We start from the raw sequence: 24,744 nt of genomic DNA, 5'->3' as shown, positions 1-24,744 counted from the left end.
CAGGGCAGGGAATAGCCCCGGGTTTTAACGGATGGAGATGTCCATTGATGGACACAAAGCCTTGGTGAGCCAGGTTTGGGCTCGTTGTCTATGGCGATCGGTGTGGGTAGTGGGCAGCGTGTCGGTCCTGGTGTTCGCACCGCTGGGCCTGGCTGCGCCGTTGCCGCCGCCGCCCAGCAGTATGGAGGCTGTCGCCGATGCACAGTTGTTCCTGGAACTGGTGGTCAACGGGCAGGATACCGGCCGTGTGGTTGCCGTCAGCCAGCGTGCGGGTGGGCTGTTTCTGCCGGCGAGCGTGTTGCAGGAAATCGGTGTGAAACTGCCGGGCGAAGTGCCGCTCGAGGTCGATCTGGACAAGTTGGCCGGCTTGCACAGCGACTACGACAGCCAGGCCCAGCGCCTGGTGCTGACCGTGCCGGCGAGCTGGTTGCCGGAGCAGTTTATCGGCAACCGCAACAACTACCCGCGCACCCAGGCGCTGACCAGCTTTGGCGCGTTGCTCAACTACGATGCCTACCTCAACGATACCGACGACAGCAGCACTTACCTGGGCATCTTCAACGAAGTGCGCCTGTTCGATACCTGGGGCACGCTGTCCAATACTGGCCAATACCGCACCACCGTCGGCCGCGAGCCCCAGGACAGCACGTTCAACAACGGCTATCGGCGCTACGACACCACCTGGCGTTTCTCCGACGATGAGCGCCTGTTGACCTACGAGGCGGGCGACGTGATCAGCGGGGCCTTGCCCTGGAGCAGCTCGGTGCGCCTGGGCGGGGTGCAACTGTCCCGCGACTTCGGCGTGCGCCCGGACCTGGTGACCTACCCGTTGCCGCAGTTCGCCGGGGAAGCGGCGGTGCCGTCGTCGGTCGACCTGTTTATCAACGGCTACAAATCCAGCAGCGCCGACCTGCAGCCGGGGCCTTACACCTTGACCAACGTGCCGTTTATCAACGGTGCCGGCGAAGCGGTGGTGGTCACCACCGACGCCCTCGGGCGGCAGGTGTCCACCACGGTGCCGTTCTATGTCACCAGTTCGTTGCTGCAAAAAGGCCTGGCGGATTTTTCCCTGTCGGCCGGTAATCTGCGCCGCGACTACACCGTGCGCGACTTCGGCTACGGCCCCGGCGTGGCCAGCGGTACCTTCCGCTACGGGCTGTCGGATGCATTGACCGTGGAAAGCCATGCCGAAGCGTCCAATGACCTGACCCTTGGCGGCGTGGGTGGCAACCTGCGCCTGGGCAACTTCGGCGTGCTCAACACCGCCGTCAGCCAAAGCCAGTTCGACGGCGGGTCGGGCCAGCAACTGAGCCTGGGTTATCAATACAGCAGCCAGCATTACAGCCTGTCCTACCAGCGGGTCGAGCGCCGTGATCAATACGCCGACCTGACCCTGATCGACACCCCGTACGCCAGCCTCAGCAAGCGCAGCGAGCAGGTGACGCTGAGCCTGAACCTGAATGACTTTGGCAGCCTCGGCGTGGGCTATTTCGATGTGCAGGCGACGGACGATTCGCGCACTCGCCTGCTGAACCTGACGTGGAGCAAATCGCTGTGGCGCAACACCAGCTTTTACCTGTCGGCCAACCGCGAGATCGGTGCCAGCAACTGGGCCGTGCAAGGGCAATTGATCATCCCGTTCGACGCCTACGGCAGCCTCAGCCTGGGCAGTGAGCGCAGCAACAGCGGGCAGGTGCAACAGCGCGTGAATTACAGCCGCGCCGTGCCGGCCGGTGGTGGGCTGGGTTTCAACCTGGGTTATGCGAGCGGCGACGTCCCGACCTATCGCCAGGCGGACCTGACCTGGCGCTTGCAGTCGGTGCAGTTGCAGGCCGGCGTGTATGGCACGCGCGACGCACAGACCCGCTGGGCCGACGCGGCCGGGTCGCGGGTGTGGATGGACAAGGAGTTTTTTGTCGCCAACCAGGTCAACGATGCCTTTGTGGTGGTGAGCACCGGCGGGTTTGCCGGGGTGCCGGTGCGCTACGAGAACCAGGTGGTCGGCGAGACCGATCGCAATGGGCACTTGCTGGTGCCGTGGAGCAGCGCCTACTACCGCGCCAAGTATGAAATCGACCCGTTGAACTTCCCCATCAACGTGCAAGTGGCCAACGTTGAACAACGGGTGGCGGTGCGTCGGGGCAGTGGTTACCTGTTGGAGTTTCCGGTGCGCCGGGTGGTGGCGGCCAGTATCACGCTGGTGGATGCCCAGCATCAGGACTTGCCCCTCGGCAGTCAGGTGCGGCATGAGCAAAGCGCTGGGTTGGCGGTGGTCGGCTGGGACGGTTTGGTCTACCTGGAGAACCTCGCGGCGCATAACACGCTGCAAGTCACCCTCAGTGGCGGGCAAAGCTGTCAGGCCACCTTCGACCTGGACATCACCCAGGCGCAGGTGCCCCTGATCGGGCCGCTGGTGTGTCAATGAATTAAGGAGCGTGCGTGTGCGGGGCAAGGAATGGCTGTGGGGTCTGTGGGCGGCGGCGAGCCTGGGTGTGTCGACGCAGGTGCACGCCGCGTGCAGCGCGGTGGCCACCTCGCCGGCCAGCTTTGGCCCGGTGAGTTCGATGTCGGTGCTCGCCACGGCGCAGCTCAGTTCCACTACCAACGCAGGCCTGAGTTGCACCCCGCTGTTGCTGTCGATACTCGGCAGTGGCGACCAATTCACCGCAAAGATCACGGGGTCGACCCAGGGCGGCATGCTGGGGCCGACCGGTGATGTGATCCCCTATACGATCTATGGCAACAACTCCACGACGTATCCCATTACGCGAGGCAGCACGTTCGACTTTGGCGGTAGCAGTGGTATCGCCCAGAGCTACGGGTTGGTGTTCGGCCCAGGCACCAAGACCTTGCCGCTGTATCTGCGCAGTGTCGCCGGCAGCAACGTGGCGGCCGGCCTGTACAGCGAAACCCTGAGCATCGTCTGGACCTGGAACTACTGCTCGACCATCAACCTGATCGGCGTTTGCCTGGGTCGCGACAGTGGCACCGGCACGCAGGCGCTGACCGTCAGCATGCTGGTGACCAACGACTGCCTGATCACCACGCCGGCGATCGCCTTCGGCAGTGCCCCGGTGGTCAGTGGGTTTGCCACCGTCAATGGCCAGGCCAGCGTCAATTGCACCAAGGGCAGCGCCTACACCGTCGGCCTCAGCGATGGGCAGCAGCCGGTCAGCGTGGGCGGGCGCCGCCGGATGATTTCCGGCAGCAACTATTTGGCCTACGACATCTTTGTCAGCGCTGGCACCACCCGCTGGGGCAGCGTGGGCGCCGCGCGGCGGGCCAGTGCCACGGCGGACATCAACCCCGGCAACGGCCTGGGCACCGGCAGCCAGGTGTTCAACTACAACGCCAGGATCTACACCGACCAGGCCACGCCGCCCGGGGGCACCTACCTGGATAACGTGGTGCTGGATGTCGGCTTCTAGAGCTTTTGCAGCGCGGGCGTGGGCTGATCCACCGGGCTGACCATTGCATAGTTGTAGCCGCCGCCTGACCAGTACTCGGCCTGCAGGCCATCGGCGCTGCGGCTGCCACGGGGCAGGAAGCCGTTGTCCGGGCCCGGTGGGCGAATGTAGAAACTGATGCGCCGACCTTGCGGGTCTTCGTACAGCACCATCGCCGCCGCGCCCTGGTCGGTGGTGAGCAGGCGCCCGCTGACGGGCGTGTAGCCCGATGAACTCAAGTCCGGCAGGCGGCTGGCCTGGCTAAAGTAACGATCCAGCCAGGCTTGCATGCTTCCGCCGTCTTGGACGTGATAGTCGGCGGGCAGCACACCGTCCTGGGCAAACAGGCGGTAGGCCTGCATGGCGTCGGCCATCGGCGCCAGGGGCGGTTGCGTGGCTTCGCGGGCCTGCCAGCCGCCAATGCCGCCGAGGCTGACGGCGATCAACAGCACCGCCGCCGAGGCCAAGTGGCGGCGCGATTGGTGCTTGCGGCGCTGGCGAATCTGCGCCGGGTCCAACGCCGGGTTGGCCGGCTGTTGCAGGGCACCGCCGAGTGCGGCCCGCAGTAACTGCGCGTCCTGCTGCCAGGCATGGACCTGGGCGGCAACGTCGGGGTGGGCGGCCAGATAGGTTTCGAGTACACGGCGATCGCTCTCCAGCAGTTGGTGATCGACGTAGGCATGCAAATCGCGTTCGCTGGGGGGCAGGCTGATCATTTGAGTATCCGCAGGGAAGGGCTGGCAATTTCGCCATCACTGAGTTGGCGCAAGGCTTGGCGCGCGCGGGACAGACGCGACATCACGGTGCCGATGGGCACCTCAAGGATGTTGGCGACTTCCTTGTAGCTCAAGCCTTCGACCGACACCCACAGCAGCAGGGCGCGCTGCTCGGTGTTGAGGCGGTCGAAGGCTTGCAGGGTCGATTGGGCGATCACCGTGCGTTCCACCGATGGCTGCGCGTCGTCGCGGCCGCTGAAAAACTCGAGCATGCGCGCGTAGCGGCGGCTGCGACGGTGGGCGTCGAGGAACTGGCGGTAGAGGATCGAAAACAGCCAGGCGCGTAGATCGCCGTCGCTGCGCTTGTCGGACCAGCGGGTGATGGCCCGCTCCAGGGTCGATTGCACGAGGTCGTCGGCGCTGCTGGCGTTATGGGTCAGGGACACGGCAAAGCGCCGCAGCCTGGGGATGAGTTCACGTAACGCGTCGTCGAGTTCATGCATGGGGGTTGGAGTCTAGCCGGTTGTGCTGAGGTAGACGCTGGTCCGTGTAGGTTATTCCGTCCAAACCTGAAAGAAATCCATTGTCGGCTTCGTGAGGCGCATCTGCATAACTTGTGAGGCTGTAATCGCCGGTGATGCCCTCAATCCACCCTCGTACCTGCCAGCACTTGTCGGCAGTCAACGATGAGGGTGTATAGACGATGTTTTCACCAACAGATGAAGCGCATTTTTCCCGCAGCGCGCTTGCGCACTTGCCTACTGAGCAGCAGGTGCAATTTGAGCAGTGGGCGCAGGGGCCGGGAGCCCTGCCGAGCCATGGGTGTGTGCACCACGCAATCGAAGCGCAGGCGTTGCTTGCACCCCAGGCCACTGCCGCTGTAAGCATGGGCCAGCGCATCAGCTATGAACAACTCAACCGTCAGGCAAACCGGTTGGCTGTTCGGTTGATCGAGCGGGGAGTGGCGCGCGGCGATACGGTGGCGTTGTTCGTCGAGCGGTCGATCCCGATGTTGGTGGGCATGCTTGCGGTGTTGAAGGTTGGTGCGGCGTATGTGCCGCAAGACGCCAGGATCGTGCCGCCGATGCAACTGGCAATGGTCCTCGAGGCGCTGACCAGCCCGGTGATACTGACGCTGTCGAACCTGCAAGGGGCGGTATCCGAAGCAGACGCTCACCGCTGCCTGTGCCTCAACGACTTCCTCGCCGAAGAGCCTTGGGTTGCCGGGGACAATCGCCGGCTGTTTGCCGCCACCTATCCCGATGACCTGTGTTTCGTGCTCTTCACGTCAGGCACCACCGGGCGTCCCAATGGCGTGCGTGTGACCCATCGCAATGTGTGCAACATCCTGCTGACAGAGCCCGGGCGTATGGGCATGGCGCCGGGCCGCAGGGTTGGGCAGATCCTCAATATCGGTTTTGACATGGCCGCCTGGGAAATACTCGGCTGCCTGGCCCATGGCGCGACCTTGCTGATTCGCGGCAAGGACATTGCGCAAACGGCGGCACAGTGCGATGTGTTGATCGCAACGCCCTCGATACTGGCCACGCTTGATCCTCAACACTGCCCCAACCTCAAGGTAGTGGCTGTGGCTGGCGAGCCTTGCCCCCAAGGCTTGGGCGACCGCTGGGCTGGACACTGTGACTTCTATAACGGTTGCGGACCGACCGAAACCACCATCGTCAATACCTTGCACCGGCATGTACCCGGCACACTGCTGACGATTGGGAGGCCGACGCCCAACAACACGGTGTATGTCCTCGATGAACAGGGCCGCGCCTGCGAGTTGGGGGACGTCGGCGAAATGTGGGCTGGCGGGGTCGGGGTGACAGCGGGGTACTTGAGTAACCCGACGTTGACTGCCGAACGCTACCGACCGGACCCGTTCCTGGGGGCGGGCGCAATGATGTTTCGCACGCGGGACCTTGGGCGCTGGACACACGACGGGCAGCTTGAGCATCTGGGGCGTGTGGATGATCAGGTAAAAGTTCGTGGATTTCGCGTGGAGCTGGATGCGGTGTCTGCCGCATTGGAGGCCGGTGAGGGATGCGTGCGCGCCGTCACGCTGAAACTCGACAACCGCACCCTCGTGGCATTCGTGTCGCCGGCCAATGCCGATGTTGAATCTTGCCGGCAACAGACTGAGCAACGCCTGGCTTACTACTGCGTGCCATCCAGGATTTATGCGCTGGAGCATCTGCCCCTGACCGCCAGGGGCAAGATCGACAAGGCATTGCTGTTGCAGTGGGCACAGCGGAGGCAGACAGCGAAGGAGCTCGGCGATGTCTGAGGCCTTGACGCAGGTTGCCCTGCCACGCAAACCGTCGATAGGGCGGCGGCTGTCGGCGTTGCCGTGGCTGTCCTATTACAACCGTCTCTTCGTGCTGGTCATCGCTTGCAATGCGGGGGTCATCTGGCTGGGCCCGGGCGTGCTGGCCATGGGCGCGGAAACACTTTCGACCATGGTGTTGATCAACCTGTCGCTGGCAACGCTGGTTCGCCAGCAATACGTGATAAACGCGCTGTTCTGGCTGGCGACACGTGTGCCGGTGACGTGGCCGCTGTGTATTCGCCGGCGTGTGGCGAAGGTCTACCATTTTGGCGGGCTGCACAGCGGTGCGGCAGTGGCGGCCACGGGGTGGTTTATCGCACTGGTTGGCGTGCAGGCGGTGATGCATTTGAGCGAGCCCGGCAGTGTCTCGCTGACGGTGTTGTGGCTCAACGCCGTGCTGGTGGGCGTGCTGCTATTAATGGTGGGCATGGCGCTGCCGCAGGTGCGTGGGCGTTTTCACAACGGGTTCGAGCGCGTTCACCGGTTTGCCGGGTGGAGTGTGTTGCTGCTGTTTTGGGGGCGGACACTGCTGGCGTCGCCGGAGCTGCTGCGCAGCGGGTCTTTCTGGATGCTGGTGCTGTTGACGGTCAGTATTGCCCTGCCATGGCTGCGCCTACGCAAGGTGGCGATCGAGACGGTGCGGCCTTCCAGGCATGCGGCGATCGTAGGTTTTACCCACACCACACCCTTTGCGGGCTCATCCACGGCTATCAGTTTGAACCCTCTGTTGGAATGGCATTCATTTGCCAATATCCCCACGCCGGGCCAGGCCGGCTTTCGCTTGATTATTTCCCGCGCCGGGGATTGGACGGGGCAATTCATTGAGCAATTGCCGTCCCACGTGTGGGTTAAGGGCATTACCACCGCCGGCGTAGCGAATGTAGAGACACTGTTCAAATCGGTGTTGTACATCGCCACCGGCAGCGGCATCGGCCCGGTGATGCCGCATTTGCTGGCGGGTAACGTGCCAGCGCAGTTGATCTGGTCAACCCGCAGCCCGAGAAGCACCTACGGTGATGCGCTGGTCGACGAGATTCTGCATGCCCAGCCCCAGGCGCTGATCTGGGACACCGATGAGCGCGGCAAACCCGACCTTGTGCAACTGGCCTGTGCAGCCGTCGAAGTGCAGGGCGTGGAGGCGGTGATTTGCATCTCCAACCAGGGTTTGACACGGCGCGTGGTGCAGGAACTGGAGGTCAGAGGCATACCCGCGTATGGCGCGATCTGGGATTCGTGAAATGTTGTGGCTGAACCCTATTAATCGGTGGAGGTATCTATGAATGTATTAGTTGAACGTCACGGTCGCGTGGTGCTGGTCAGGCTCAATCGCCCACAGGTCAAGAACGCGTTGAGTTCGGCGCTGATGTTGGAGTTGGTCGCGTGCCTGGAGGCCCTGGACCGGGACCCGCAGGTCGGGTGTTTCGTGATTGCCGGCAGTGAGCAGTACTTTGCTGCTGGGGCCGATATCAAGGAGATGAGTGGCAAGTCTTACCTGGACATGCTGAACGAAGACTACTTCGTCGGGTGGGAGGCCTTTACCCGCCTGCGCACGCCGACCATCGCCGCCGTCAGCGGGTATGCCTTTGGCGGAGGCTGTGAGCTGGCGCTGATGTGCGACCTGATTTTTGCCGCTGATACTGCCACGTTTGCCCAGCCGGAAATCAAGCTGGGAGTGATCCCGGGCATGGGCGCTACCCAACGGTTGACGGGGTTGATTGGCAAGGCCAAGACCATGGATATGGTCCTGACCGGGCGCCCGATGATGGCTCAGGAAGCAGAGCGGGCGGGGTTGGTGTCGCGGGTCTATCCGGCGGCGACCTTGCTGGAACAGTCGTTGGCGGTGGCTGCGCTGATTGCCAACTTTTCGCGCACAGCTACCCGTGCTGCGCGGGAGGCGGTGGCGCAATCCCTGGAGGTGGGGTTGCACGAGGGCGTGCGTGTGGAGCGCCGGCTGTTTCATAGTTTGTTCGCTACGCCGGACCAGCAGGAGGGCATGCAGGCTTTTCTGGACAAGCGGCATGCGTCCTTTAACCAGCCATAGCCACCTGTCTTTCCTGAAAAAAACTACAGCGTCTTGGGAATAAGCCTACGTGAGGGTCGTCTCATAGTACTTTTCCCCATGCGGCCCTGTGCCCTGGAGTTTTTCATGGTAGATCACGCACGTCCGCCGCTCAGCACTGCCAGCCTGGTTCTCAGGCTGGCAGGTATCGGTGCCGTGGTTGCGCTGGTGGCCGGGGCATTTGCCTACGTCAACGGTACGCTCGACCCACAGCGCTTGCGCCCGAAAACCTTGGTCAATGCCTTGGAAACCAATAACGGCGTGCACCCCGGCTTCCGGCGTAATCATGCCAAGGGCGTGTGTGTCGCCGGGTATTTCGAGAGCAGTGCGCAAGCCCGTGCATATTCCAGCGCCGAGGTGTTCAGCGCGGCCAAGACCCCGGTGATCGGCCGTTTTGCCTTGCCCAGCGGCAACCCCTATGCGCCGGACAGCAGCGTGCCGATCCGCAGTTTTGCCGTGCAGTTCAGCCAGGCCAACGGCCAGCAATGGCGCACCGGGATGAACAGCATGCCGGTGTTCCCGGTGGGTACGCCTGAGGCGTTCTACGCGATGCTCAAGGCGGGTGCGCCGGACCCGGCTACTGGCAAGCCGAATCCTTCGAGCATGCCGGCGTTTTTTGCCGCGCACCCGGAGACGGCGGCGTTCCTGGCGTGGGTCAAGACCGCCAAGCCGTCGGCCAGTTACGCGACCGAAACCTATAACGGGATCAACGCGTTCTATCTGGTGGGTGCCGATGGCAAGCGCCAGGCCGTGCGCTGGGAGGTCGTGCCGCAGCGTCAGGATGCAGCAGGTGACACTGCACCGGCCGGTGCCGACTTTCTCGAAAAAGACCTGGTGCAACGCCTGGCGGCAGGGCCGTTGCGTTGGCAGTTGAACATGACGTTGGCCAACCCCGGCGACCCGTTGGACGACGCGAGCAAGACCTGGTCTGGCGAGCATAAGGTGCTGAACGCCGGGACGCTGGTGTTGCAAAGCAGCCAGCCGCAGGCGGAGGGCGATTGCCGCGACATCAACTTTGATCCGCTGATTCTGCCCAGCGGCATCGAAGCCTCCAATGACCCGCTGCTGGCCGCACGTTCAGCGGCGTATGCCAGTTCATACCTGCGCCGTGCCGGCGAAGTCAGCGCGCTGCACAGCGCCCCTCAGGAGTCGAAGCCATGAATGCCCAACCTCGCTTTTTTGCACCCTTGGCGCGTCTGCTGCACTGGCTGATGGCGTTGATGGTCATCGCCATGCTGTTTATCGGGGCCGGGTTGGCGGCCTCGGTGTCGGAGCGGCATGAATGGTTGATCCATCTGCACAAGCCGCTGGGGATTGCGATCCTGGCGCTGGTGATTGTGCGATTGGTGGTGCGTTTTTCCACGCGTCAGCCGCCGTTGCCAGCCGATCTGCCGCTGTGGCAAGTGCTGGCAGCCAAGGCGTCCCATCTGGTGTTGTACGGGTTGATGCTGGTGTTGCCGCTGTTGGGCTGGGCGATGATTTCGGCCGCGGGCGACCCGGTGATGCTCAGCAGTTCGGTGCAACTGCCCGCGCTGATGGCGGTGAATGCGCCGTTGTTTGCGGTGCTGCGCAAGGCCCATGGGTTTCTTGCCTACCTGTTGTTCCTGACGGTGCTGTTGCACCTCGCGGCGGCGTTGTTCCATGGGTTGATTCGCCGTGATGGCGTGTTGCAAAGCATGACGGGTACAAAGGACTGATCTGGGTTGAGCGAGTTTGCTCGCTCAACCCATCCAAAATCAGCGCAACACGCCGACGATATCGGCGACGGTGCTCAACACGTCCTTGCCCAATTGCATCGAGCGTTTGCCCGACCAGCCGGTGTGGGGGTTGGGCGCGTCGTCGTTGTCCTTGAAGGGCATTTCCAGGGTCAGCGACAGGCAGTCGTATTTTTCACCGACGGCATTGCAGGCCAGGGTCATGTTGGCCTCGCCCGGCAGGTCGCGGGTGTAGCCGTGGGTGGTCTGGAAGTCGCGGGTCAGGGCGCTGAGGTGGCGGCGGAAGTGCTTTTCCAACGCCTCGATACGCGGCGTGTAGCCTGGGTTGCCTTCGCAGCCGGCAGTGAAGACGTAGGGGATTTCTTCGTCGCCATGGATGTCGAGGAACAGGTCGACGCCGTACTTTTCCATCTGTTGCTGGATGAACAGCACTTCCGGGCTGATCTCCTGGCTGGCGCTCTGCCACGCACGGTTGAGGTCCTGGCCCATGGCGTTGGTGCGCAGGTGGCCATGGAACGCCCCGTCCGGGTTCATGTTGGGCACCAGGTACAGGTCGGCGACTTTCAGCAGTTTTTTCAGTTCGCTGTCACCGTCCTGTTGCAGGCGTTCGATAATGCCTTCCATAAACCATTCGGCCATGTGTTCGCCGGGATGCTGCTGGGCGATGATCCAGATTTTGCGTCGGCCTTCGCCGCCTTTGCCACGGCGTAGCAACTGGATATCGCGGCCCTCGACGCTTTTTCCGGTGGCCAGCAGTTGGGTGCCGGCGCGGCTCAGGGCCTGGCCGATCAGCCAGTCGTGGCGTTCGCGGCTGTAGGGCTCGAAATAGGCAATCCACGCATGCTTTTCGCGGGTTTCAAGGCTGATGTGCAGGAACTCGCCGTCAAAACGCGTGGGGACGCGGAACCAGTTGATATGGTCATAGGAGGCGACGGCGTTGTAGCCGCTCCAGGCGTGTTTGTAGGACGACTGGCTCGCGTTGCTCAAACGGAAGGTGTGGGTGTGGCCCACATGCATGCCTTCGGCCTTGAAGTGGAACCATTGGAAATGTGGGCTACGGGTATCGGGTTTGATGGCGAGCAGCAGCTGGAACGCATCGCTGGCGTCGAGCACCTGGATATTGCCACTGTCGAAATCGGTGCTGATCCTGATGGAGGTCAAGGCCACGGTCATAGTCTGGTTGCCTGAGTATGAGTGTTGTGGCGGATATCTTACACAGGAGCCAGGCAAAATCTTGACGCAAAATTGTTGCAGGGAGGAGGGGGCGTCGTCCTTGACGCGCCAGCAGCTTAGAATCTATGAGATTGATTCTCAAGCGCTAATTCGCAAAGATCCGACCTAGAGCGTTCGTGCGGCTTTCTTTTGGCGATGGTCTTTTGCTACCATGCGCGCCATCAAGCAACACACAGTCTTCATTAGCCTGAAGCCATGCCAGGGAAACTGGCAAAAAAAAGACCCGGCCAAAGAGCCGGGTCAAAAACCGTGATTAGCCTGATGAGGAGATATTCCAAGAGTCCGACCTAAGGTCCCTTGGTCTATCGACTGATCTCGCGATCAGCTGGGTCCAATAATAATCATTATCATTTGCAAGTCAAATGTTTTTATCGTCGAGATAGAAATATTTTTCCTTTGCGCCTGTTAAACGGTTGCCTGTGTTTCTGGCGCGCGCAACGATCGCTCCACCATCGCCTTCGCCATATCAATCAAATACACCACTGAAAACGCCAGGTCGCGGTTGTTGCCTTGGTGGCTGCTCGCTGATTCATAGGCGGTGGCTGCGGCACTGCGCAACAGGTCCGATGCGTGCACCAGCGCTTCTTCCTGGCTGATGCCGGGTTTTATGCTGAAGAAGGTGTCGTCCGTCGCTGATAGCGACACCTCTTCCTTCAAGTAATAGTCCAGCGCGCGCTGGACGGCGCCACTGCTGCGCATGTCGAGGATATCGGCAGTTTCGGCTAATTCGGGCTGGGGATGGAGGCTTGTGGTCATAAGGGGCGGTACTCCGGGTGGGTGTCGAAAACCTTATGTCCGATCATAGTACGTATCGTATTTATGTCGTTTTATGGATTACTACAAACTGTTTATTGCCCGGGAAAATGCCTCACGTATTGTCAGGCCCCATGGATAAATGGATAGCGCTGGTGAAAGCCAGCATGAAACACCCCAAGGTCACGCAAACCGAGCTTGCCGAGCGCTTGGGCATGACCCAGGGCGGCGTCGGCCACTGGCTGGCAAAACGTCGTGTGCCGAGCGTCGCGGATATGAACCGGGTGCTGGCGGAGTTGGGCCTGGGCTACCTGGAGGTTTCGTTGCAGATTCGCGAACGGTCCGCCGAGGAGCCCGGCCCGACGAGCCACTACAACCCGTATTTCCGCTACCCGGTCAGTGATTGGAGCGGCCTGTGCGAAACCCGTGAAGAGCGTGCCACCTATGGCGCGCCACGCTTCGAGCTGACGGATTACCACGCCCGAGGCGAAGCGTTCTGGCTGCCGGTCACGGGCGATGCCATGACCGCGCCCAGCGGCCTGAGCATCAGCGCGGGCATGCTGATCCTGGTGGACCCGGCCATCACCGCCGAACCGGGCAAGCTGGTGGTTGCCCAATGGGCCGACAGCCCACAGGCGACCTTCCGCCAGTTGCTGAAAGAGAGCGGCCAGCTGTACCTGGTGCCGCTCAACCCGACTTACCCGAAACAGCTGCTCACCGACGATTGCCGCATCCTCGGCGTGGTGGTGCAGGCCACGGCGAAGTTCTAGCTCGCTGTTTCGAGCTCCACCAGCGCGCAACCTTCGGCAACCATTTCGCCTTCCTGGCAGAACAAAGCCTTGACCACGCCAGCCTGGGGCGCACGAATGCTGTGTTCCATCTTCATCGCCTCCAGCACCACCAGTTGCGTGCCGGCGTCCACGGTTTGGCCGACTTCGACCAGCACCCGCACGATGCTGCCGTTCATCGGCGCGGTGAGGCCACCCTGGTGCGACTGGCTGGCCTCGACCGCTGCAATCGGGTCGAACAGGCTGACCGCGTGCACCTCGCCGTCCCAGCGCAGGTACAGGGTCTCGCCGCTGCGCACCGCCAGATGGGAGCGATGTACGCCCTGGCGCTCGATCCACAATTGTTCGTCGCGCAACGTCGCCGTTTCTGCCGCCAGCGTCACCAGCTGGTCCTGGCCATTACAACTCAAATGCAGCGACACCTCGGCCGGCAGCCCCGCACGAAAGCCGCGGGTGTCAGCCCAAGGCCCATCGCCCACCGGCAAGCTCTGCATAAAGGCCGCACCGGCCGCCTGCCAGAACCCATCGCTCAACGCACCCGGCGCTGGCAGCAGTTGATCCTGATAACGCGGGATAAACCCCGTATCCAATTCAGCCGCCGCAAACGCCGGATGGCCGATGATGCGCCGCAAAAAGCCCAGGTTGGTCTTGAGCCCGCCGACGGCAAACTCATCGAGCATGCTCAGCAAGCGCAGGCGCGCTTGTTCCCGGTCTTCGCCCCAGGCGATCAGCTTGCCGAGCATCGGGTCGTAGAAGGGCGACACGCTATCGCCTTGGGCCACGCCGCTGTCCACCCGTCGCCCAGGGCCTGGTGTCGATTCGCGGTACAGCGCCAGGTGCCCGGTCGCCGGCAGGAAATCATTGGCCGGGTCTTCGGCATACAGCCGCACTTCAATCGCATGGCCGATCAGCGGCACCTGCGCTTGGGTGATGGGCAACGCTTCGCCCTGGGCGACGCGAATCTGCCAGGCCACCAAGTCGAGGCCGGTAATCGCCTCGGTCACCGGGTGCTCCACTTGCAGGCGCGTGTTCATCTCCATGAAGAAGAATGCACCGCGCGCATCCAACAAGAATTCCACGGTGCCGGCGCCGACATAACCGATGGCCTGGGCCGCGCGCACGGCGGCTTCGCCCATGGCCTTGCGCTGTTCAACGCTCAACCCCGGCGCTGGTGCTTCTTCCACGACTTTTTGATGGCGCCGCTGGATCGAGCAGTCGCGCTCATTGAGGTACAGGCAGTGGCCGTGCTGGTCGGCAAACACCTGGATTTCCACATGGCGTGGCTTGAGCAGGTATTTCTCCACCAACATCTGCCCGTTGCCGAATGAGGACAGCGCCTCACGCTGGGCCGAGGCGAGGGCCTCGGCCAGCTGGCTGACGTCCTCGACCACCTTCATGCCCTTGCCGCCGCCGCCCGCCGTGGCCTTGAGCAACACCGGATAACCGATGCGTGCGCAGGCGTCGCGGAATGTTTCCAGATCCTGCGCTTCACCGTGATAACCCGGCACCAACGGCACGCCGGCGGTTTCCATCAGCGCCTTGGCTGCGGATTTGCTGCCCATGGCGTCAATGGCCGAGGCGGGCGGGCCGAGGAAGATCAAACCGGCGGCTTCAATTGCACGGGCGAACCCGGCGTTTTCCGACAGGAAACCGTAGCCTGGATGAATCGCCTGGGCGCCGCTGGCGTGGGCGGCGGCGATCAGTTTATCGATTTGCAGGTAACTCTCGGTGGCCTTGCTGCCGCCCAGGTCAACGCGGATATCGGCTTCGCGGCTGTGGCGTGCATCGCGGTCGGTGGCGCTGTGCACGGCCACGGTGGTCAGGCCCATGGCCTTGGCGGTGCGCATCACCCGGCAGGCAATTTCACCGCGATTGGCCACCAGTACGGTGGTCAGTGTGCTCATGAACGCGGCTCCTGGGACTGCCAGCTCGGCGCACGTTTTTGCAGGAACGCCCGCAGGCCTTCCTGGCCTTCGGCGCTGACGCGAATCCGCGCGATGGCATTTTCACAGTAGCGGCGCAACGCCGGTGTGAGGGCGCCGTTGCCGACTTCGCGCAGCAAATCCTTGCTGGAGCGCATCGCTGCCGGGCTGTTCTGCAACAGGTTGGCGACCCACAACTCGACGTGCAGATCCAACTCGCTAAGGGGATAGCTCTCTGCCAGCAAGCCGATGTCCCGCGCCCGCTGGCCGCCGAAACGCTCGGCGGTCAGGGTATAACGCCGCGCGGCGCGTTCGCCGATGGCCTGCACCACGAACGGGCTGATCACCGCCGGGGCCAAGCCAATGCGCACTTCCGACAGACAGAACTGCGCATCATCGGCACCGATCGCCATGTCGCAGCAGCTAATCAAGCCCAGCGCGCCACCGTAGGCCGCGCCTTGCACCACCGCCAGGGTGGGGATTTTCAGCTTGGCCAGGTTGTACATCAGCTCCGCCAGTTCGCGGGCGTCGTCCAGGTTGGTGTGGTAATCCAGCTCGGCCGATTGCTGCATCCAGGCCAGGTCGGCGCCCGCGCTGAAATGCTTGCCGCGACCGCGCAACACGAGAAAGCGCAGGGAGGGATCGCCCTGCACCTGGTCGAGGGCGATGATCAGTTCCCGGATCATCTCGGCATTGAATGCGTTGTTCTTGGCTTCGCGACTGAGCCACAGCGTGGCAAAGCCACGGCTGTCGGTGATCAGTTCGAGGGTGTTGAAATCGCTCATGGGGTACAGCTCCATTTACATGCGGAACACGCCGAAGCGGCTCGGCTCGATGGGGGCATTCAACGCGGCAGACAGGGCCAGGGCCAGCACGTCACGGGTTTGCAACGGGTCGATGACCCCGTCGTCCCACAGGCGCGCGCTGGAGTAGTAGGGGTGGCCCTGGGTTTCGTATTGGTCGAGGATCGGCTGCTTGATCGCGGCTTCTTCCTCGGCACTGAACCCAACGCCTGCGCGTTCGGCCTGCTCGCGCTTGACCTGCACCAGCACGCCAGCGGCCTGTTCTGCGCCCATCACGCCGATGCGCGCATTCGGCCACATCCACAGGAACCGTGGGTCATAGGCGCGGCCGCACATGCCGTAGTTACCGGCACCAAAGCTGCCGCCGATGATCACCGTGAACTTCGGCACCTTGGCGCAGGCCACGGCTGTGACCAGTTTGGCGCCGTGCTTGGCGATGCCGCCGGCTTCGTATTTCTGCCCGACCATGAAGCCGGTGATGTTCTGCAAAAACAGCAGGGGAATGCCGCGCTGGCAGGCCAGTTCGATAAAGTGCGAGCCTTTTTGCGCGGCTTCGGCGAACAAAATGCCGTTGTTGGCGAGGATTGCAATCGGGTAGCCGTGCAGGTGCGCAAAGCCGCATACCAGTGTGGTGCCGAACAGCGCCTTGAACTCATCGAACACCGAACCGTCCACCAGCCGCGCGATCACTTCGCGCACATCGAACGGTTGCTTGGCATCGGCCGGGATCACGCCGTACAACTCTTCGCCGCTGTACAACGGCGCCATGGGCGGGCGTTGCAGTAACTGTCCCTGCTTGCGCCAGTTGAGGTTGGCGACGCTGCGCCGCGCCAATGCCAAAGCGTGTTCATCGCTGTCGGCATAGTGGTCGGCCACACCGGAGATCTTGCAGTGCACATCGGCGCCACCAAGGTCTTCGGCGCTGACGACTTCGCCGGTGGCGGCCTTCACCAGCGGCGGTCCGGCGAGGAAGATGGTGGCTTGCTGGCGCACCATGATCGCTTCGTCGGCCATGGCCGGCACATACGCACCGCCAGCGGTGCATGAGCCCATCACCACGGCGATCTGCGGGATGCCCTGGGCGCTCATGTTGGCCTGGTTGAAGAAGATCCGCCCGAAGTGCTCGCGGTCGGGGAATACCTCGTCCTGGCGCGGCAGGTTGGCGCCGCCGGAATCCACCAGGTAGATGCACGGCAGGCGGTTCTGCTCGGCGATGGTCTGGGCGCGCAGGTGTTTTTTCACGGTGAGCGGGTAGTAGGAACCGCCTTTCACCGTGGCGTCGTTGGCGACGATCATGCATTCAACGCCCTCCACGCGGCCGATCCCGGCAATCACCCCGGCGGCGGGCACGTCTTCGCCATACACCTGGTGGGCGGCGAGCTGGCTCAGTTCGAGGAACGGCGAGCCCGGGTCGAGCAGGCGGTTGATGCGCTCACGGGGCAGCAGTTTGCCGCGTGAGGTGTGGCGCTCCTGGGCTTTCGCGCCGCCGCCTTGTTGCACGTGGGCGAGCAAGGTGTGCAGGGCATCGACCTGTTGGCGCATCGCCGCGCTGTTGGCGGCAAACTCCGCAGAGCGGGGGTTGAGCTGGGTATGCAAGGTGGCCATGGCGCGCTCCCTCAGCGGGTTTCGTTGAAGAGTTCGCGACCGATCAGCATCCGGCGAATCTCACTGGTGCCGGCGCCGATTTCATACAGCTTGGCGTCACGCAGCAGGCGGCCGGCGGGGAATTCATTGATGTAGCCATTGCCGCCGAGGATCTGGATCGCGTCGAGGGCCATTTGCGTGGCGCGTTCGGCGCTGTAGAGGATCACGCCAGCGGCGTCCTTGCGCGTGGTCTCGCCGCGCTCGCATGCCTGGGCCACCGCGTAGAGGTAGGCGCGGCTGGCGTTGAGTTGGGTGTACATGTCGGCGACCTTGCCCTGGATCAGCTGGAATTCGCCGATGCTTTGGCCGAACTGCTTGCGGTCGTGGATGTAGGGGACGATCAGGTCCATGCACGCTTGCATGATCCCGGTGGGGCCGCCGGAAAGGACCACGCGTTCGTAGTCCAGGCCGCTCATCAGCACTTTCACGCCGCCGTTGAGCACGCCGAGGATGTTTTCTTCGGGCACTTCGACGTCATCGAAAAACAGCTCGCACGTGTTGGAGCCGCGCATGCCCAGCTTGTCGAACTTGCTGCTGCGGCTGAAGCCTTGCCAGTCCCGTTCGACGATAAACGCGGTGATGCCGTGGGCGCCCTTTTCCAGGTCGGTCTTGGCGTAGATCACGTAGGTGCTGGCGTCGGGGCCGTTGGTGATCCAGGTCTTGCTACCGTTGAGCACGTAGTGGTCGCCGCGTTTGTCGGCGCGCAGTTTCATCGAGACCACGTCGGAACCGGCATTCGGTTCGCTCATGGCCAGCGCACCGACGTGTTCGCCGCTGAGGAGCTGCGGCAGGTACTTGAGTTTTTGCGCGTGGTTGCCGTTGCGGTTGATCTGGTTCACACACAGGTTGGAGTGGGCGCCGTAGGACAACGCCACCGAGGCAGAACCGCGGCTGATCTCTTCCATCGCCACCACGTGGGCCAGGTAACCCAGGCCCGCGCCGCCGTATTCTTCCGGCACCGTAATGCCGAGCAGGCCCATGTCGCCGAACTTGCGCCACAGGTCGGCGGGGAACAGGTTGTCGCTGTCGATTTGCGCGGCGCGGGGGGCGATTTCCTTGGCTACAAAGGACTGCACCTGATCGCGCAGCATGTCGATGGTTTCGCCGAGGGCGAAGTTCAGGGACGGGTAACTCATGGACAGGCACCTTAATGTGAGCTTTGTTTTTGTGTGGGCTGAACGTCGGGGGAGGGCGCTCACCTTTACGTTAACGTAAGCTTGCGTTACGGCGCTGTCAATCGTAGTTTACGTTTACGTCAACCTACAAAAAAGACAACAGGGGTCGTTATGGAACAACCGAATCAGAGCTACAGCCGTGGCGCTCAGGACAAGACCTTGCTGGCCATGACGATCGGCCAGGTGTTCGATCACACCGTGGCGCAATACCCCGATGGCGAAGCCCTGGTGGTGCGCCATCAACAGCGCCGCTATACCTGGCGGCAACTGGCCGAGACCGTTGACCTGCACGCCCGCGCCTTCCTTGCCCTGGGCATGCAGACCGGTGATCGCCTGGGCATCTGGGCCCCCAACTGCGCCGAGTGGTGCATCAGCCAGATCGCCAGCGCCAAGCTGGGCGTGATCCTGGTCAACATCAACCCGGCCTATCGCAGCAGTGAATTGGACTACGTGCTCAAGCAGTCCGGTTGCCAGTGGCTGGTGTGCGCCGGGGCGTTCAAGACCTCCGATTATCATGCGATGGTGCAGGCGTTGAAGCCCGACTTGCGCGGCCTGATCAGCCTCGACCCTAGCCCGCCGCCGGGCTTCATGCCCTGGTCGCAACTGGCGGCCCTCGGCGCTGGCGTGCCGCCCGAGCAACTGCACAGCCGCCAGGCCAGCCTGCATTTCGATCAGCCCGTCAATATCCAGTACACCTCCGGCACCACCGGTTTCCCCAAGGGCGCCACCCTCAGTCACCACAACATTCTCAATAACGGTTACATGGTCGGCGAAAGCCTCGGCCTGACCGCGCAGGATCGCCTGGTGATCCCGGTGCCGCTGTATCACTGCTTCGGCATGGTGATGGGCAACCTCGGTTGCATCACCCATGGCACCACGATGATTTACCCCTGCGACGGCTTCGACCCGCTGCTGACCCTCAGCGCCGTCGCCGAAGAACGCGCCACCGGCCTCTACGGCGTGCCCACCATGTTCATCGCCGTGCTCGATCACCCGCGCCGCGGCGAGTTCGACCTGGCCAGCCTGCGCACCGGCATCATGGCCGGCGCCACGTGCCCCATCGAAGTGATGCGCCGGGTGATCAGCGAGTTGCACATGGGCGAGGTGCAGATCGCCTACGGCATGACCGAAACCAGCCCGGTGTCGTTGCAGACCGGCGCCAATGACGACCTGGAGCGCCGCGTCACCACGGTCGGGCGTACCCAGCCACAATTGGAAAACAAGATCATCGACGTCGACGGCAACACGGTTGCCCGCGGCGAGATCGGCGAACTCTGTACCCGTGGCTACAGCGTGATGCTCGGCTACTGGAACAATCCCGAAGGCACCCGCGAAGCCATCGACGAAGCGGGCTGGATGCACACCGGCGACCTGGCGAGCATGGACGCGCAGGGCTACGTGTGCATTGCCGGGCGCAACAAGGACATGATCATTCGCGGCGGCGAAAACGTTTACCCGCGGGAGCTGGAAGAGTTTTTCTTTACCCACCCGGCGGTGGCGGATGTGCAGGTCATCGGCATTCCGGACGAGCGTTATGGCGAAGAGATTGTGGCCTGGGTCAAGTTTCACCCGGGTCATGTGGCCAATGCCCTGGAGCTGCAAACCTGGTGCAAGGGGCGGATTGCACACTTCAAGACGCCCAGGCATTTCAAGTTTGTGGAGGAGTTTCCGATGACGGTGACGGGCAAGATCCAGAAATTCCGCATGCGCGAGATTTCGATCGAGGAATTGCAAACCCACTCTCAATAACACCTCAGGTTTATGTGGGAGCTGGCTTGCCTGCGATAGCGATACATCCGCCACACATGCAGTGACTGACACACTGCTATCGCAGGCAAGCCAGCTCCCACATTGAATTGCAGTGTGCCAGGACAATCGCAGAAAGCACAAAGGGGACCCTAAGGTCCCCTTTAATTTGTCGTTGCGTGCTCTTTTTTTATTATTGAGGGGCGGTCTATTGTTGTTTTTGGCAACCGTTACCCTTTACCGCTGTTTTTGGCGACCCCCATCCGGGGTCAAGAGCAAACGTATTTTTTTGAACGCTGATCTGCTTCTTCGCACGCGATCCAACCAGTGGGTAGCTACCTGAGGTAGTTTTATTTTTCTCTACTGGTCGCGGGTTTCGGCATGGCCGTTCCCTGCGAAGCACATCTTCTCCAAAAAAATCTGTTAGCTGCGTCTCTGCCGTGTTGTTTTTGTTATGTCAGAGTCGTTTCGTCTTATTTTTATTAGGTTTGGCGCTTTTTATTCTTGTTATGCCATAGAGATAGCAGAAGCCGTGCCAACTTTTAAAAGTCCTTTAAAATCAATGGTTTGATTTTTTGTAGGTAATTGCCTACGGCAAATGAGACAAAATATGTTCCCGTGTTACTCGATGTGTAGGCGGGCGGTAACACATTGTCACGGCTATGCTACTCATCCGGCGTTACGCGCCTTGGCCACACGTGATCCTGTCGGCCGACCGAGCACGCAGCTGATTTGCTCGCCCGCGCGGATCAATGCTTCCAGGTCGATACCGGTCTCGATGCCCAGGCCATTGAGCAGGTACAGCACATCTTCGGTGGCGACGTTACCGCTGGCGCCTTTGGCATAGGGGCAGCCGCCGAGACCCGCGATAGAGCTGTCGAACACGTTGATCCCCTCCAGCAGGCTGGCGTAGATATTCGCCACGGCCTGGCCGTAGGTGTCGTGGAAGTGCCCCGCGAGCTTGTCCCGCGGCACCTGTGCACCGACCACCTCGAACAGCTGCCGTGTCGCGCCCGCCGTGCCGGTGCCGATGGTGTCGCCCAGGGACACTTCATAGCAGCCCATGGCATACAGCTCCCGCGCCACCGCCGCCACCTGCTCCGGGGCGACCTGGCCTTCGTAGGGGCAACCCAGTACACAGGACACATACCCACGCACACTGATCCCCTGTTGTTTCGCCGCTGCCATGATCGGCGCAAAGCGTTCCAGGCTTTCGCTGATGGAGCAGTTGATATTGCGCTGGGAAAACGCCTCTGACGCCGCCGCAAACACCGCGACCTCCTTGACCCCGGCAGCCAACGCATCTTCAAAACCGCGCAGGTTCGGCGCCAGAGCGCCGTAGGTCACCCCCGGCTTGCGCTGGATCTGCGCGAACACCTCGGCCGACCCGGCCATCTGCGGCACCCATTTGGGCGAGACAAAACTGCCGACTTCGATATAGCTCAAGCCGGCCGCACTGAGGGCGTCCACCAACTGGACCTTGTCGGCCACGCTGATGGGCTGGGCTTCGTTCTGCAAACCGTCGCGCGGGCCGACTTCCACCAGGCGCACATGGGAGGGGAGAGACATGGCAGCTACCTTCTGATCAATGGCCAACCTGGCTCATGGTGTGGGCCAGGGCCTGGGTGCAGCGCTCTTCGGCGGTGTCCAGTTCCAGTTTCATCTGTTCGATATCCAGCAACTGTTGCTCAAGTTGCTCACGGCGTTCGGCGATTTTGCTGAGCATGCTGTTGAGCTGGATGTGGTTGCCGCTGGTAGGGTCGTAGAGTTCGATCAACTCGCGGCATTCGGCCAGGGAAAAGCCGATGCGCTTGCCGCGCAGGATCAGCTTGAGGCTGACCTTGTCCCGCGCCGAGTAGATGCGCTCCTGGCCCCGGCGCTCCGGGGCCAGCAGGCCTTGTTCTTCGTAGAAGCGAATGGCGCGGGTGGTGATGTCGAGCTCGCGGGCGAGGTCGGAGATGCTGTAAGTGGTGCTCATGCTAGTGCCCGAGAAGATGTCTTGGGCGCTAAGCTAATGTCAGGTTGACGTTAACGTCAAGGGCTGCTGCGCAGCCCATCGGGGGCAAGCCCCCTCCCACACAGGTCAAGCTTGCTTGCCATCCAACTTCTTCTCATGCGCCGTGACCTGCTGGCACAACTCAATCATCTGCTCACGCATCCACCGGTTCGCCGGGTCCTGGTCGGTGCTTTCGTGCCAGTACAGGTGGGTTTCCACCGGCGGCACGTCGTTGACCGGCAGGTTGAACCAGTGCAGTTCATGGCGGCGGGCAAAACGCTCGGGCACGGTCATTACCATGTCGGTCTGCTGCAACACTTGCGAGGCCATCAGGTAGTGCTGGGAGCGCAGGGCGATCTTGCGTTGCAGGCCCATCTTGCCCAGCGCCAGGTCCACATGGCCCAAGCCGTTGCGGCGGCTGGAGATATGAATGTGGGTCAGCCCCAGGTAATCATCCAGCGTCAGTTTGTCCTTGCCCGCCAGCGGATGGCCCTTGCGCATGGCGCACACGTAGCGGTCTTCCATCAGCTTGACGTGGCGCACCTGCGGGTCGGTGTTGAGCGGCGCATCCACGGCAAAGTCCAGGCGCCCGGCGGCCAGTTCCTTGGTGGTCTCACGGCGCTTGGACAGGAAACTTTCGATCACCACCGTCGGCGCCAGGCGGCGCAGGCGCTGGAACAGCGCCGGCAAGATCACCGCTTCCGTGAGGTCGGTCATGCTGATGCGATAGGTCTTCGCCGCCTGCTGCGGGTTGAAGATGCGGCTTTCCTGCACCGACACCCGCAGCAACGACAACGCATTGCGCACCGGGCCGATGATGTTCTGCGCCATCGGCGTGGGCACCATGCCTTGGGCGGTGCGCACGAACAGCGGGTCGTTGAAGGTTTCGCGCAGCCGCGCCAACGCGTTGGACACCGCCGGCTGGGTGATGCCGACAATCTGCCCGGCGCGGGTCAGGTTGGCTTCGGTGTAGATCGCGTCAAAGACGATAAACAGGTTGAGGTCGACCTTGCTCAGATTCATGTGCGATGCGCTCTTATTGTTAGGTGGCGATAGGCCGATCATATATCGGTGATGAATGTTAATACACGCCGAGAATAGGCTAGGTAAATTATCAACGCTGTTCTAGCATCGATTGCATGACCTAAACAACCTCTCAGAGAAGGGAGCTGCTCATGGATTTCGCCTATTCGCCCAAGGTTCAGGAACTGCGTGAACGCGTCACCGCGTTTATGGACACATACGTCTACCCGGCCGAGCCGGTGTTCGAACGCCAGGTCAATGAAGGTGACCGCTGGCAGCCCACCGCGATCATGGAAGAGCTGAAGGCCAAGGCCAAAGCCGAAGGCCTGTGGAACCTGTTCCTGCCGGAATCCGAGCTGGGTGCCGGCCTGACCAACCTCGAATACGCGCCATTGGCAGAAATCATGGGCCGCTCGCTGCTGGGCCCGGAGCCGTTCAACTGCTCCGCCCCCGACACTGGCAACATGGAAGTACTGGTGCGCTACGCCAACGCCGAGCAGAAACAGCGCTGGCTTGAGCCGCTGCTGCGCGGTGAGATCCGTTCCGCGTTCGCCATGACCGAACCGGACGTCGCGTCCTCCGACGCCACCAACATGGCCGCCCGCGCCGAGCGCCAGGGCGACGAGTGGGTGATCAACGGCAAGAAATGGTGGACCTCCGGCGCCTGCGACCCGCGCTGCAAGATCCTGATCTTCATGGGCCTGAGCAACCCCGACGCACCGCGCCACCAGCAGCACTCGATGATCCTGGTGCCGGTGGATACCCCCGGGGTAAAAATCGTACGTCCGCTGCCAGTATTCGGCTACGACGACGCACCGCACGGCCACGCCGAAGTGTTCTTCGACAACGTCCGTGTACCGTACGAAAACGTCCTGCTCGGCGAAGGCCGCGGCTTTGAAATCGCCCAGGGCCGCCTTGGCCCGGGCCGTATCCACCACTGCATGCGCTCCATCGGCATGGCCGAACGTGCGCTGGAACTGATGTGCAAACGCGCCGTCAGCCGTACCGCGTTCGGCAAGCCACTGGCCCGTCTGGGCGGCAATATCGACAAGATCGCTGACTCGCGCATGGAGATCGACATGGCGCGCCTGCTGACCCTGAAAGCGGCGTACATGATGGACACCGTGGGCAACAAAGTGGCGAAAAGCGAAATCGCCCAGATCAAGGTCGTCGCGCCGAACGTGGCGTTGAAGGTGATCGACCGCGCGATCCAGATCCACGGCGGCGCCGGGGTGTCCAACGACTTCCCGCTGGCCTACATGTACGCCATGCAACGCACCCTGCGCCTGGCCGATGGCCCGGACGAAGTACACCGGGCGGCGATTGGCAAGTTTGAGATTGGCAAGTATGTGCCTCGGGAGTTGATGCGTAGCGGGCAGTAACACCGCGTCGC

General features: G+C 62.3%; 21 protein-coding genes. 10 read left to right on the top strand and 11 right to left on the bottom strand.

Annotated elements, in window-relative coordinates; genetic code table 11:
• The first annotated feature begins 31 nt into the window (after positions 1-31).
• Together PSH87_RS17180 and PSH87_RS17175 are read left to right on the top strand one after the other, a co-directional pair.
• Positions 32-2,425, top strand: a complete 2,394-nt coding sequence (locus tag PSH87_RS17180) for a fimbria/pilus outer membrane usher protein (protein WP_305430382.1) — start codon at positions 32-34, stop codon at positions 2,423-2,425.
• Positions 2,426-2,441: 16 nt separating this feature from the next.
• Positions 2,442-3,428 carry a spore coat protein U domain-containing protein gene (locus PSH87_RS17175; protein WP_370695276.1) on the top strand — a complete coding sequence of 329 codons (987 nt, stop codon included), beginning with the start codon at positions 2,442-2,444 and terminating at the stop codon, positions 3,426-3,428.
• Here the strand turns inward: PSH87_RS17175 and PSH87_RS17170 are convergent.
• Together PSH87_RS17170 and PSH87_RS17165 are read right to left on the bottom strand one after the other, a co-directional pair.
• Positions 3,425-4,162 carry an anti-sigma factor gene (locus tag PSH87_RS17170; RefSeq protein ID WP_305430381.1) on the bottom strand — a complete coding sequence of 246 codons (738 nt, stop codon included), beginning with the start codon at positions 4,160-4,162 and terminating at the stop codon, positions 3,425-3,427. The two genes, PSH87_RS17175 and PSH87_RS17170, sit on opposite strands and share 4 nt — an antisense overlap.
• Positions 4,159-4,665 (bottom strand): sigma-70 family RNA polymerase sigma factor, encoded by a 507-nt coding sequence (locus tag PSH87_RS17165; RefSeq protein WP_305430380.1) that lies wholly within the window; start codon positions 4,663-4,665, stop codon positions 4,159-4,161. The genes PSH87_RS17170 and PSH87_RS17165 overlap by 4 nt, the downstream gene beginning before the upstream one ends.
• 200 nt (positions 4,666-4,865) lie before the next feature.
• Here PSH87_RS17165 and PSH87_RS17160 point away from each other — a divergent pair, with 200 nt between their 5' ends.
• The 5 genes from PSH87_RS17160 (at position 4,866) to PSH87_RS17140 (ending at position 10,250) form a co-directional block, all read left to right on the top strand.
• Positions 4,866-6,452, top strand: coding sequence for an amino acid adenylation domain-containing protein (locus PSH87_RS17160; RefSeq protein WP_305430379.1), 1,587 nt, complete (start codon positions 4,866-4,868; stop codon positions 6,450-6,452).
• A complete protein-coding gene (locus PSH87_RS17155; protein ID WP_305430378.1) occupies positions 6,445-7,731 on the top strand; it encodes a hypothetical protein in 1,287 nt (428 codons plus the stop codon). The genes PSH87_RS17160 and PSH87_RS17155 overlap by 8 nt, the downstream gene beginning before the upstream one ends.
• Before the next feature lie 39 nt (positions 7,732-7,770).
• Positions 7,771-8,535, top strand: a complete 765-nt coding sequence (locus PSH87_RS17150; RefSeq protein ID WP_305430376.1) for an enoyl-CoA hydratase-related protein — start codon at positions 7,771-7,773, stop codon at positions 8,533-8,535.
• A 105-nt stretch (positions 8,536-8,640) separates the two neighbouring features.
• Positions 8,641-9,714, top strand: a complete 1,074-nt coding sequence (locus PSH87_RS17145) for a catalase family peroxidase (RefSeq protein ID WP_305430375.1) — start codon at positions 8,641-8,643, stop codon at positions 9,712-9,714.
• Positions 9,711-10,250, top strand: a complete 540-nt coding sequence (locus tag PSH87_RS17140) for a cytochrome b (protein ID WP_305430373.1) — start codon at positions 9,711-9,713, stop codon at positions 10,248-10,250. The genes PSH87_RS17145 and PSH87_RS17140 overlap by 4 nt, the downstream gene beginning before the upstream one ends.
• A gap of 39 nt (positions 10,251-10,289) precedes the next feature.
• On the opposite strand, the gene PSH87_RS17135 is transcribed toward PSH87_RS17140, so the two are convergent.
• Positions 10,290-11,441, bottom strand: a complete 1,152-nt coding sequence (locus PSH87_RS17135) for a M14-type cytosolic carboxypeptidase (protein ID WP_017737707.1) — start codon at positions 11,439-11,441, stop codon at positions 10,290-10,292.
• 465 nt (positions 11,442-11,906) lie between these two features.
• Positions 11,907-12,257, bottom strand: coding sequence for a DUF3077 domain-containing protein (locus PSH87_RS17130; RefSeq protein ID WP_305430370.1), 351 nt, complete (start codon positions 12,255-12,257; stop codon positions 11,907-11,909).
• A gap of 131 nt (positions 12,258-12,388) precedes the next feature.
• Here PSH87_RS17130 and PSH87_RS17125 point away from each other — a divergent pair, with 131 nt between their 5' ends.
• Positions 12,389-13,024 (top strand): LexA family transcriptional regulator, encoded by a 636-nt coding sequence (locus tag PSH87_RS17125; RefSeq protein ID WP_305430368.1) that lies wholly within the window; start codon positions 12,389-12,391, stop codon positions 13,022-13,024.
• Here PSH87_RS17125 and PSH87_RS17120 read toward each other — a convergent pair.
• From PSH87_RS17120 to PSH87_RS17105, 4 genes are read right to left on the bottom strand one after another with little or no spacing between them, the layout of a single operon-like run.
• Complete coding sequence (locus PSH87_RS17120) at positions 13,021-14,946, bottom strand: acetyl/propionyl/methylcrotonyl-CoA carboxylase subunit alpha (protein ID WP_305430366.1); 1,926 nt, start codon at positions 14,944-14,946, stop codon at positions 13,021-13,023. The two genes, PSH87_RS17125 and PSH87_RS17120, sit on opposite strands and share 4 nt — an antisense overlap.
• Positions 14,943-15,749, bottom strand: coding sequence for a gamma-carboxygeranoyl-CoA hydratase (locus PSH87_RS17115; protein ID WP_305430364.1), 807 nt, complete (start codon positions 15,747-15,749; stop codon positions 14,943-14,945). The genes PSH87_RS17120 and PSH87_RS17115 overlap by 4 nt, the downstream gene beginning before the upstream one ends.
• Positions 15,750-15,764: 15 nt before the next feature.
• Positions 15,765-17,372 (bottom strand): carboxyl transferase domain-containing protein, encoded by a 1,608-nt coding sequence (locus tag PSH87_RS17110; protein WP_305430362.1) that lies wholly within the window; start codon positions 17,370-17,372, stop codon positions 15,765-15,767.
• An 11-nt stretch (positions 17,373-17,383) separates the two neighbouring features.
• On the bottom strand, positions 17,384-18,547 hold the full coding sequence (locus PSH87_RS17105; protein WP_017737713.1) for an isovaleryl-CoA dehydrogenase: 1,164 nt from the start codon (positions 18,545-18,547) through the stop codon (positions 17,384-17,386).
• Positions 18,548-18,697: 150 nt separating this feature from the next.
• Between PSH87_RS17105 and PSH87_RS17100 the strand changes: the two genes are divergently transcribed.
• On the top strand, positions 18,698-20,335 hold the full coding sequence (locus PSH87_RS17100) for an AMP-binding protein (protein ID WP_305430359.1): 1,638 nt from the start codon (positions 18,698-18,700) through the stop codon (positions 20,333-20,335).
• A gap of 666 nt (positions 20,336-21,001) precedes the next feature.
• On the opposite strand, the gene PSH87_RS17095 is transcribed toward PSH87_RS17100, so the two are convergent.
• From PSH87_RS17095 to PSH87_RS17085, 3 genes are all read right to left on the bottom strand, one after another.
• Complete coding sequence (locus PSH87_RS17095) at positions 21,002-21,901, bottom strand: hydroxymethylglutaryl-CoA lyase (RefSeq protein ID WP_305430356.1); 900 nt, start codon at positions 21,899-21,901, stop codon at positions 21,002-21,004.
• Between the two features lie 16 nt (positions 21,902-21,917).
• Positions 21,918-22,310, bottom strand: coding sequence for a MerR family DNA-binding transcriptional regulator (locus PSH87_RS17090; RefSeq protein WP_017737716.1), 393 nt, complete (start codon positions 22,308-22,310; stop codon positions 21,918-21,920).
• Positions 22,311-22,415: 105 nt separating this feature from the next.
• Positions 22,416-23,351 (bottom strand): LysR family transcriptional regulator, encoded by a 936-nt coding sequence (locus tag PSH87_RS17085; protein WP_017737717.1) that lies wholly within the window; start codon positions 23,349-23,351, stop codon positions 22,416-22,418.
• 152 nt (positions 23,352-23,503) lie between these two features.
• Between PSH87_RS17085 and PSH87_RS17080 the strand changes: the two genes are divergently transcribed.
• The gene (locus PSH87_RS17080; protein ID WP_017737718.1) at positions 23,504-24,733 is read left to right on the top strand and encodes an acyl-CoA dehydrogenase; all 1,230 of its coding nucleotides are present in this window, start codon (positions 23,504-23,506) and stop codon (positions 24,731-24,733) included.
• The last annotated feature ends 11 nt before the right edge of the window (positions 24,734-24,744 follow it).

This window comes from Pseudomonas sp. FP453 (genome assembly GCF_030687495.1).
Taxonomy (GTDB): domain Bacteria; phylum Pseudomonadota; class Gammaproteobacteria; order Pseudomonadales; family Pseudomonadaceae; genus Aquipseudomonas.
This window is presented reverse-complemented; position numbering and strand designations above follow the sequence as displayed.

Bases quoted from the DNA above. Each gene is read 5' to 3' on its own strand.
- PSH87_RS17135 (WP_017737707.1), bottom strand. From the start codon at position 11,441: ATGACCGTGGCCTTGACCTCCATCAGGATCAGCACCGATTTCGACAGT.
- PSH87_RS17130 (WP_305430370.1), bottom strand. From the start codon at position 12,257: ATGACCACAAGCCTCCATCCCCAGCCCGAATTAGCCGAAACTGCCGAT.
- PSH87_RS17110 (WP_305430362.1), bottom strand. From the start codon at position 17,372: ATGGCCACCTTGCATACCCAGCTCAACCCCCGCTCTGCGGAGTTTGCC.
- PSH87_RS17105 (WP_017737713.1), bottom strand. From the start codon at position 18,547: ATGAGTTACCCGTCCCTGAACTTCGCCCTCGGCGAAACCATCGACATG.
- PSH87_RS17180 (WP_305430382.1), top strand. From the start codon at position 32: ATGGAGATGTCCATTGATGGACACAAAGCCTTGGTGAGCCAGGTTTGG.
- PSH87_RS17120 (WP_305430366.1), bottom strand. From the start codon at position 14,946: ATGAGCACACTGACCACCGTACTGGTGGCCAATCGCGGTGAAATTGCC.
- PSH87_RS17155 (WP_305430378.1), top strand. From the start codon at position 6,445: ATGTCTGAGGCCTTGACGCAGGTTGCCCTGCCACGCAAACCGTCGATA.
- PSH87_RS17160 (WP_305430379.1), top strand. From the start codon at position 4,866: ATGTTTTCACCAACAGATGAAGCGCATTTTTCCCGCAGCGCGCTTGCG.
- PSH87_RS17170 (WP_305430381.1), bottom strand. From the start codon at position 4,162: ATGATCAGCCTGCCCCCCAGCGAACGCGATTTGCATGCCTACGTCGAT.
- PSH87_RS17165 (WP_305430380.1), bottom strand. From the start codon at position 4,665: ATGCATGAACTCGACGACGCGTTACGTGAACTCATCCCCAGGCTGCGG.
- PSH87_RS17125 (WP_305430368.1), top strand. From the start codon at position 12,389: ATGGATAAATGGATAGCGCTGGTGAAAGCCAGCATGAAACACCCCAAG.
- PSH87_RS17095 (WP_305430356.1), bottom strand. From the start codon at position 21,901: ATGTCTCTCCCCTCCCATGTGCGCCTGGTGGAAGTCGGCCCGCGCGAC.
- PSH87_RS17140 (WP_305430373.1), top strand. From the start codon at position 9,711: ATGAATGCCCAACCTCGCTTTTTTGCACCCTTGGCGCGTCTGCTGCAC.
- PSH87_RS17145 (WP_305430375.1), top strand. From the start codon at position 8,641: ATGGTAGATCACGCACGTCCGCCGCTCAGCACTGCCAGCCTGGTTCTC.
- PSH87_RS17115 (WP_305430364.1), bottom strand. From the start codon at position 15,749: ATGAGCGATTTCAACACCCTCGAACTGATCACCGACAGCCGTGGCTTT.
- PSH87_RS17150 (WP_305430376.1), top strand. From the start codon at position 7,771: ATGAATGTATTAGTTGAACGTCACGGTCGCGTGGTGCTGGTCAGGCTC.
- PSH87_RS17100 (WP_305430359.1), top strand. From the start codon at position 18,698: ATGGAACAACCGAATCAGAGCTACAGCCGTGGCGCTCAGGACAAGACC.
- PSH87_RS17090 (WP_017737716.1), bottom strand. From the start codon at position 22,310: ATGAGCACCACTTACAGCATCTCCGACCTCGCCCGCGAGCTCGACATC.
- PSH87_RS17080 (WP_017737718.1), top strand. From the start codon at position 23,504: ATGGATTTCGCCTATTCGCCCAAGGTTCAGGAACTGCGTGAACGCGTC.
- PSH87_RS17085 (WP_017737717.1), bottom strand. From the start codon at position 23,351: ATGAATCTGAGCAAGGTCGACCTCAACCTGTTTATCGTCTTTGACGCG.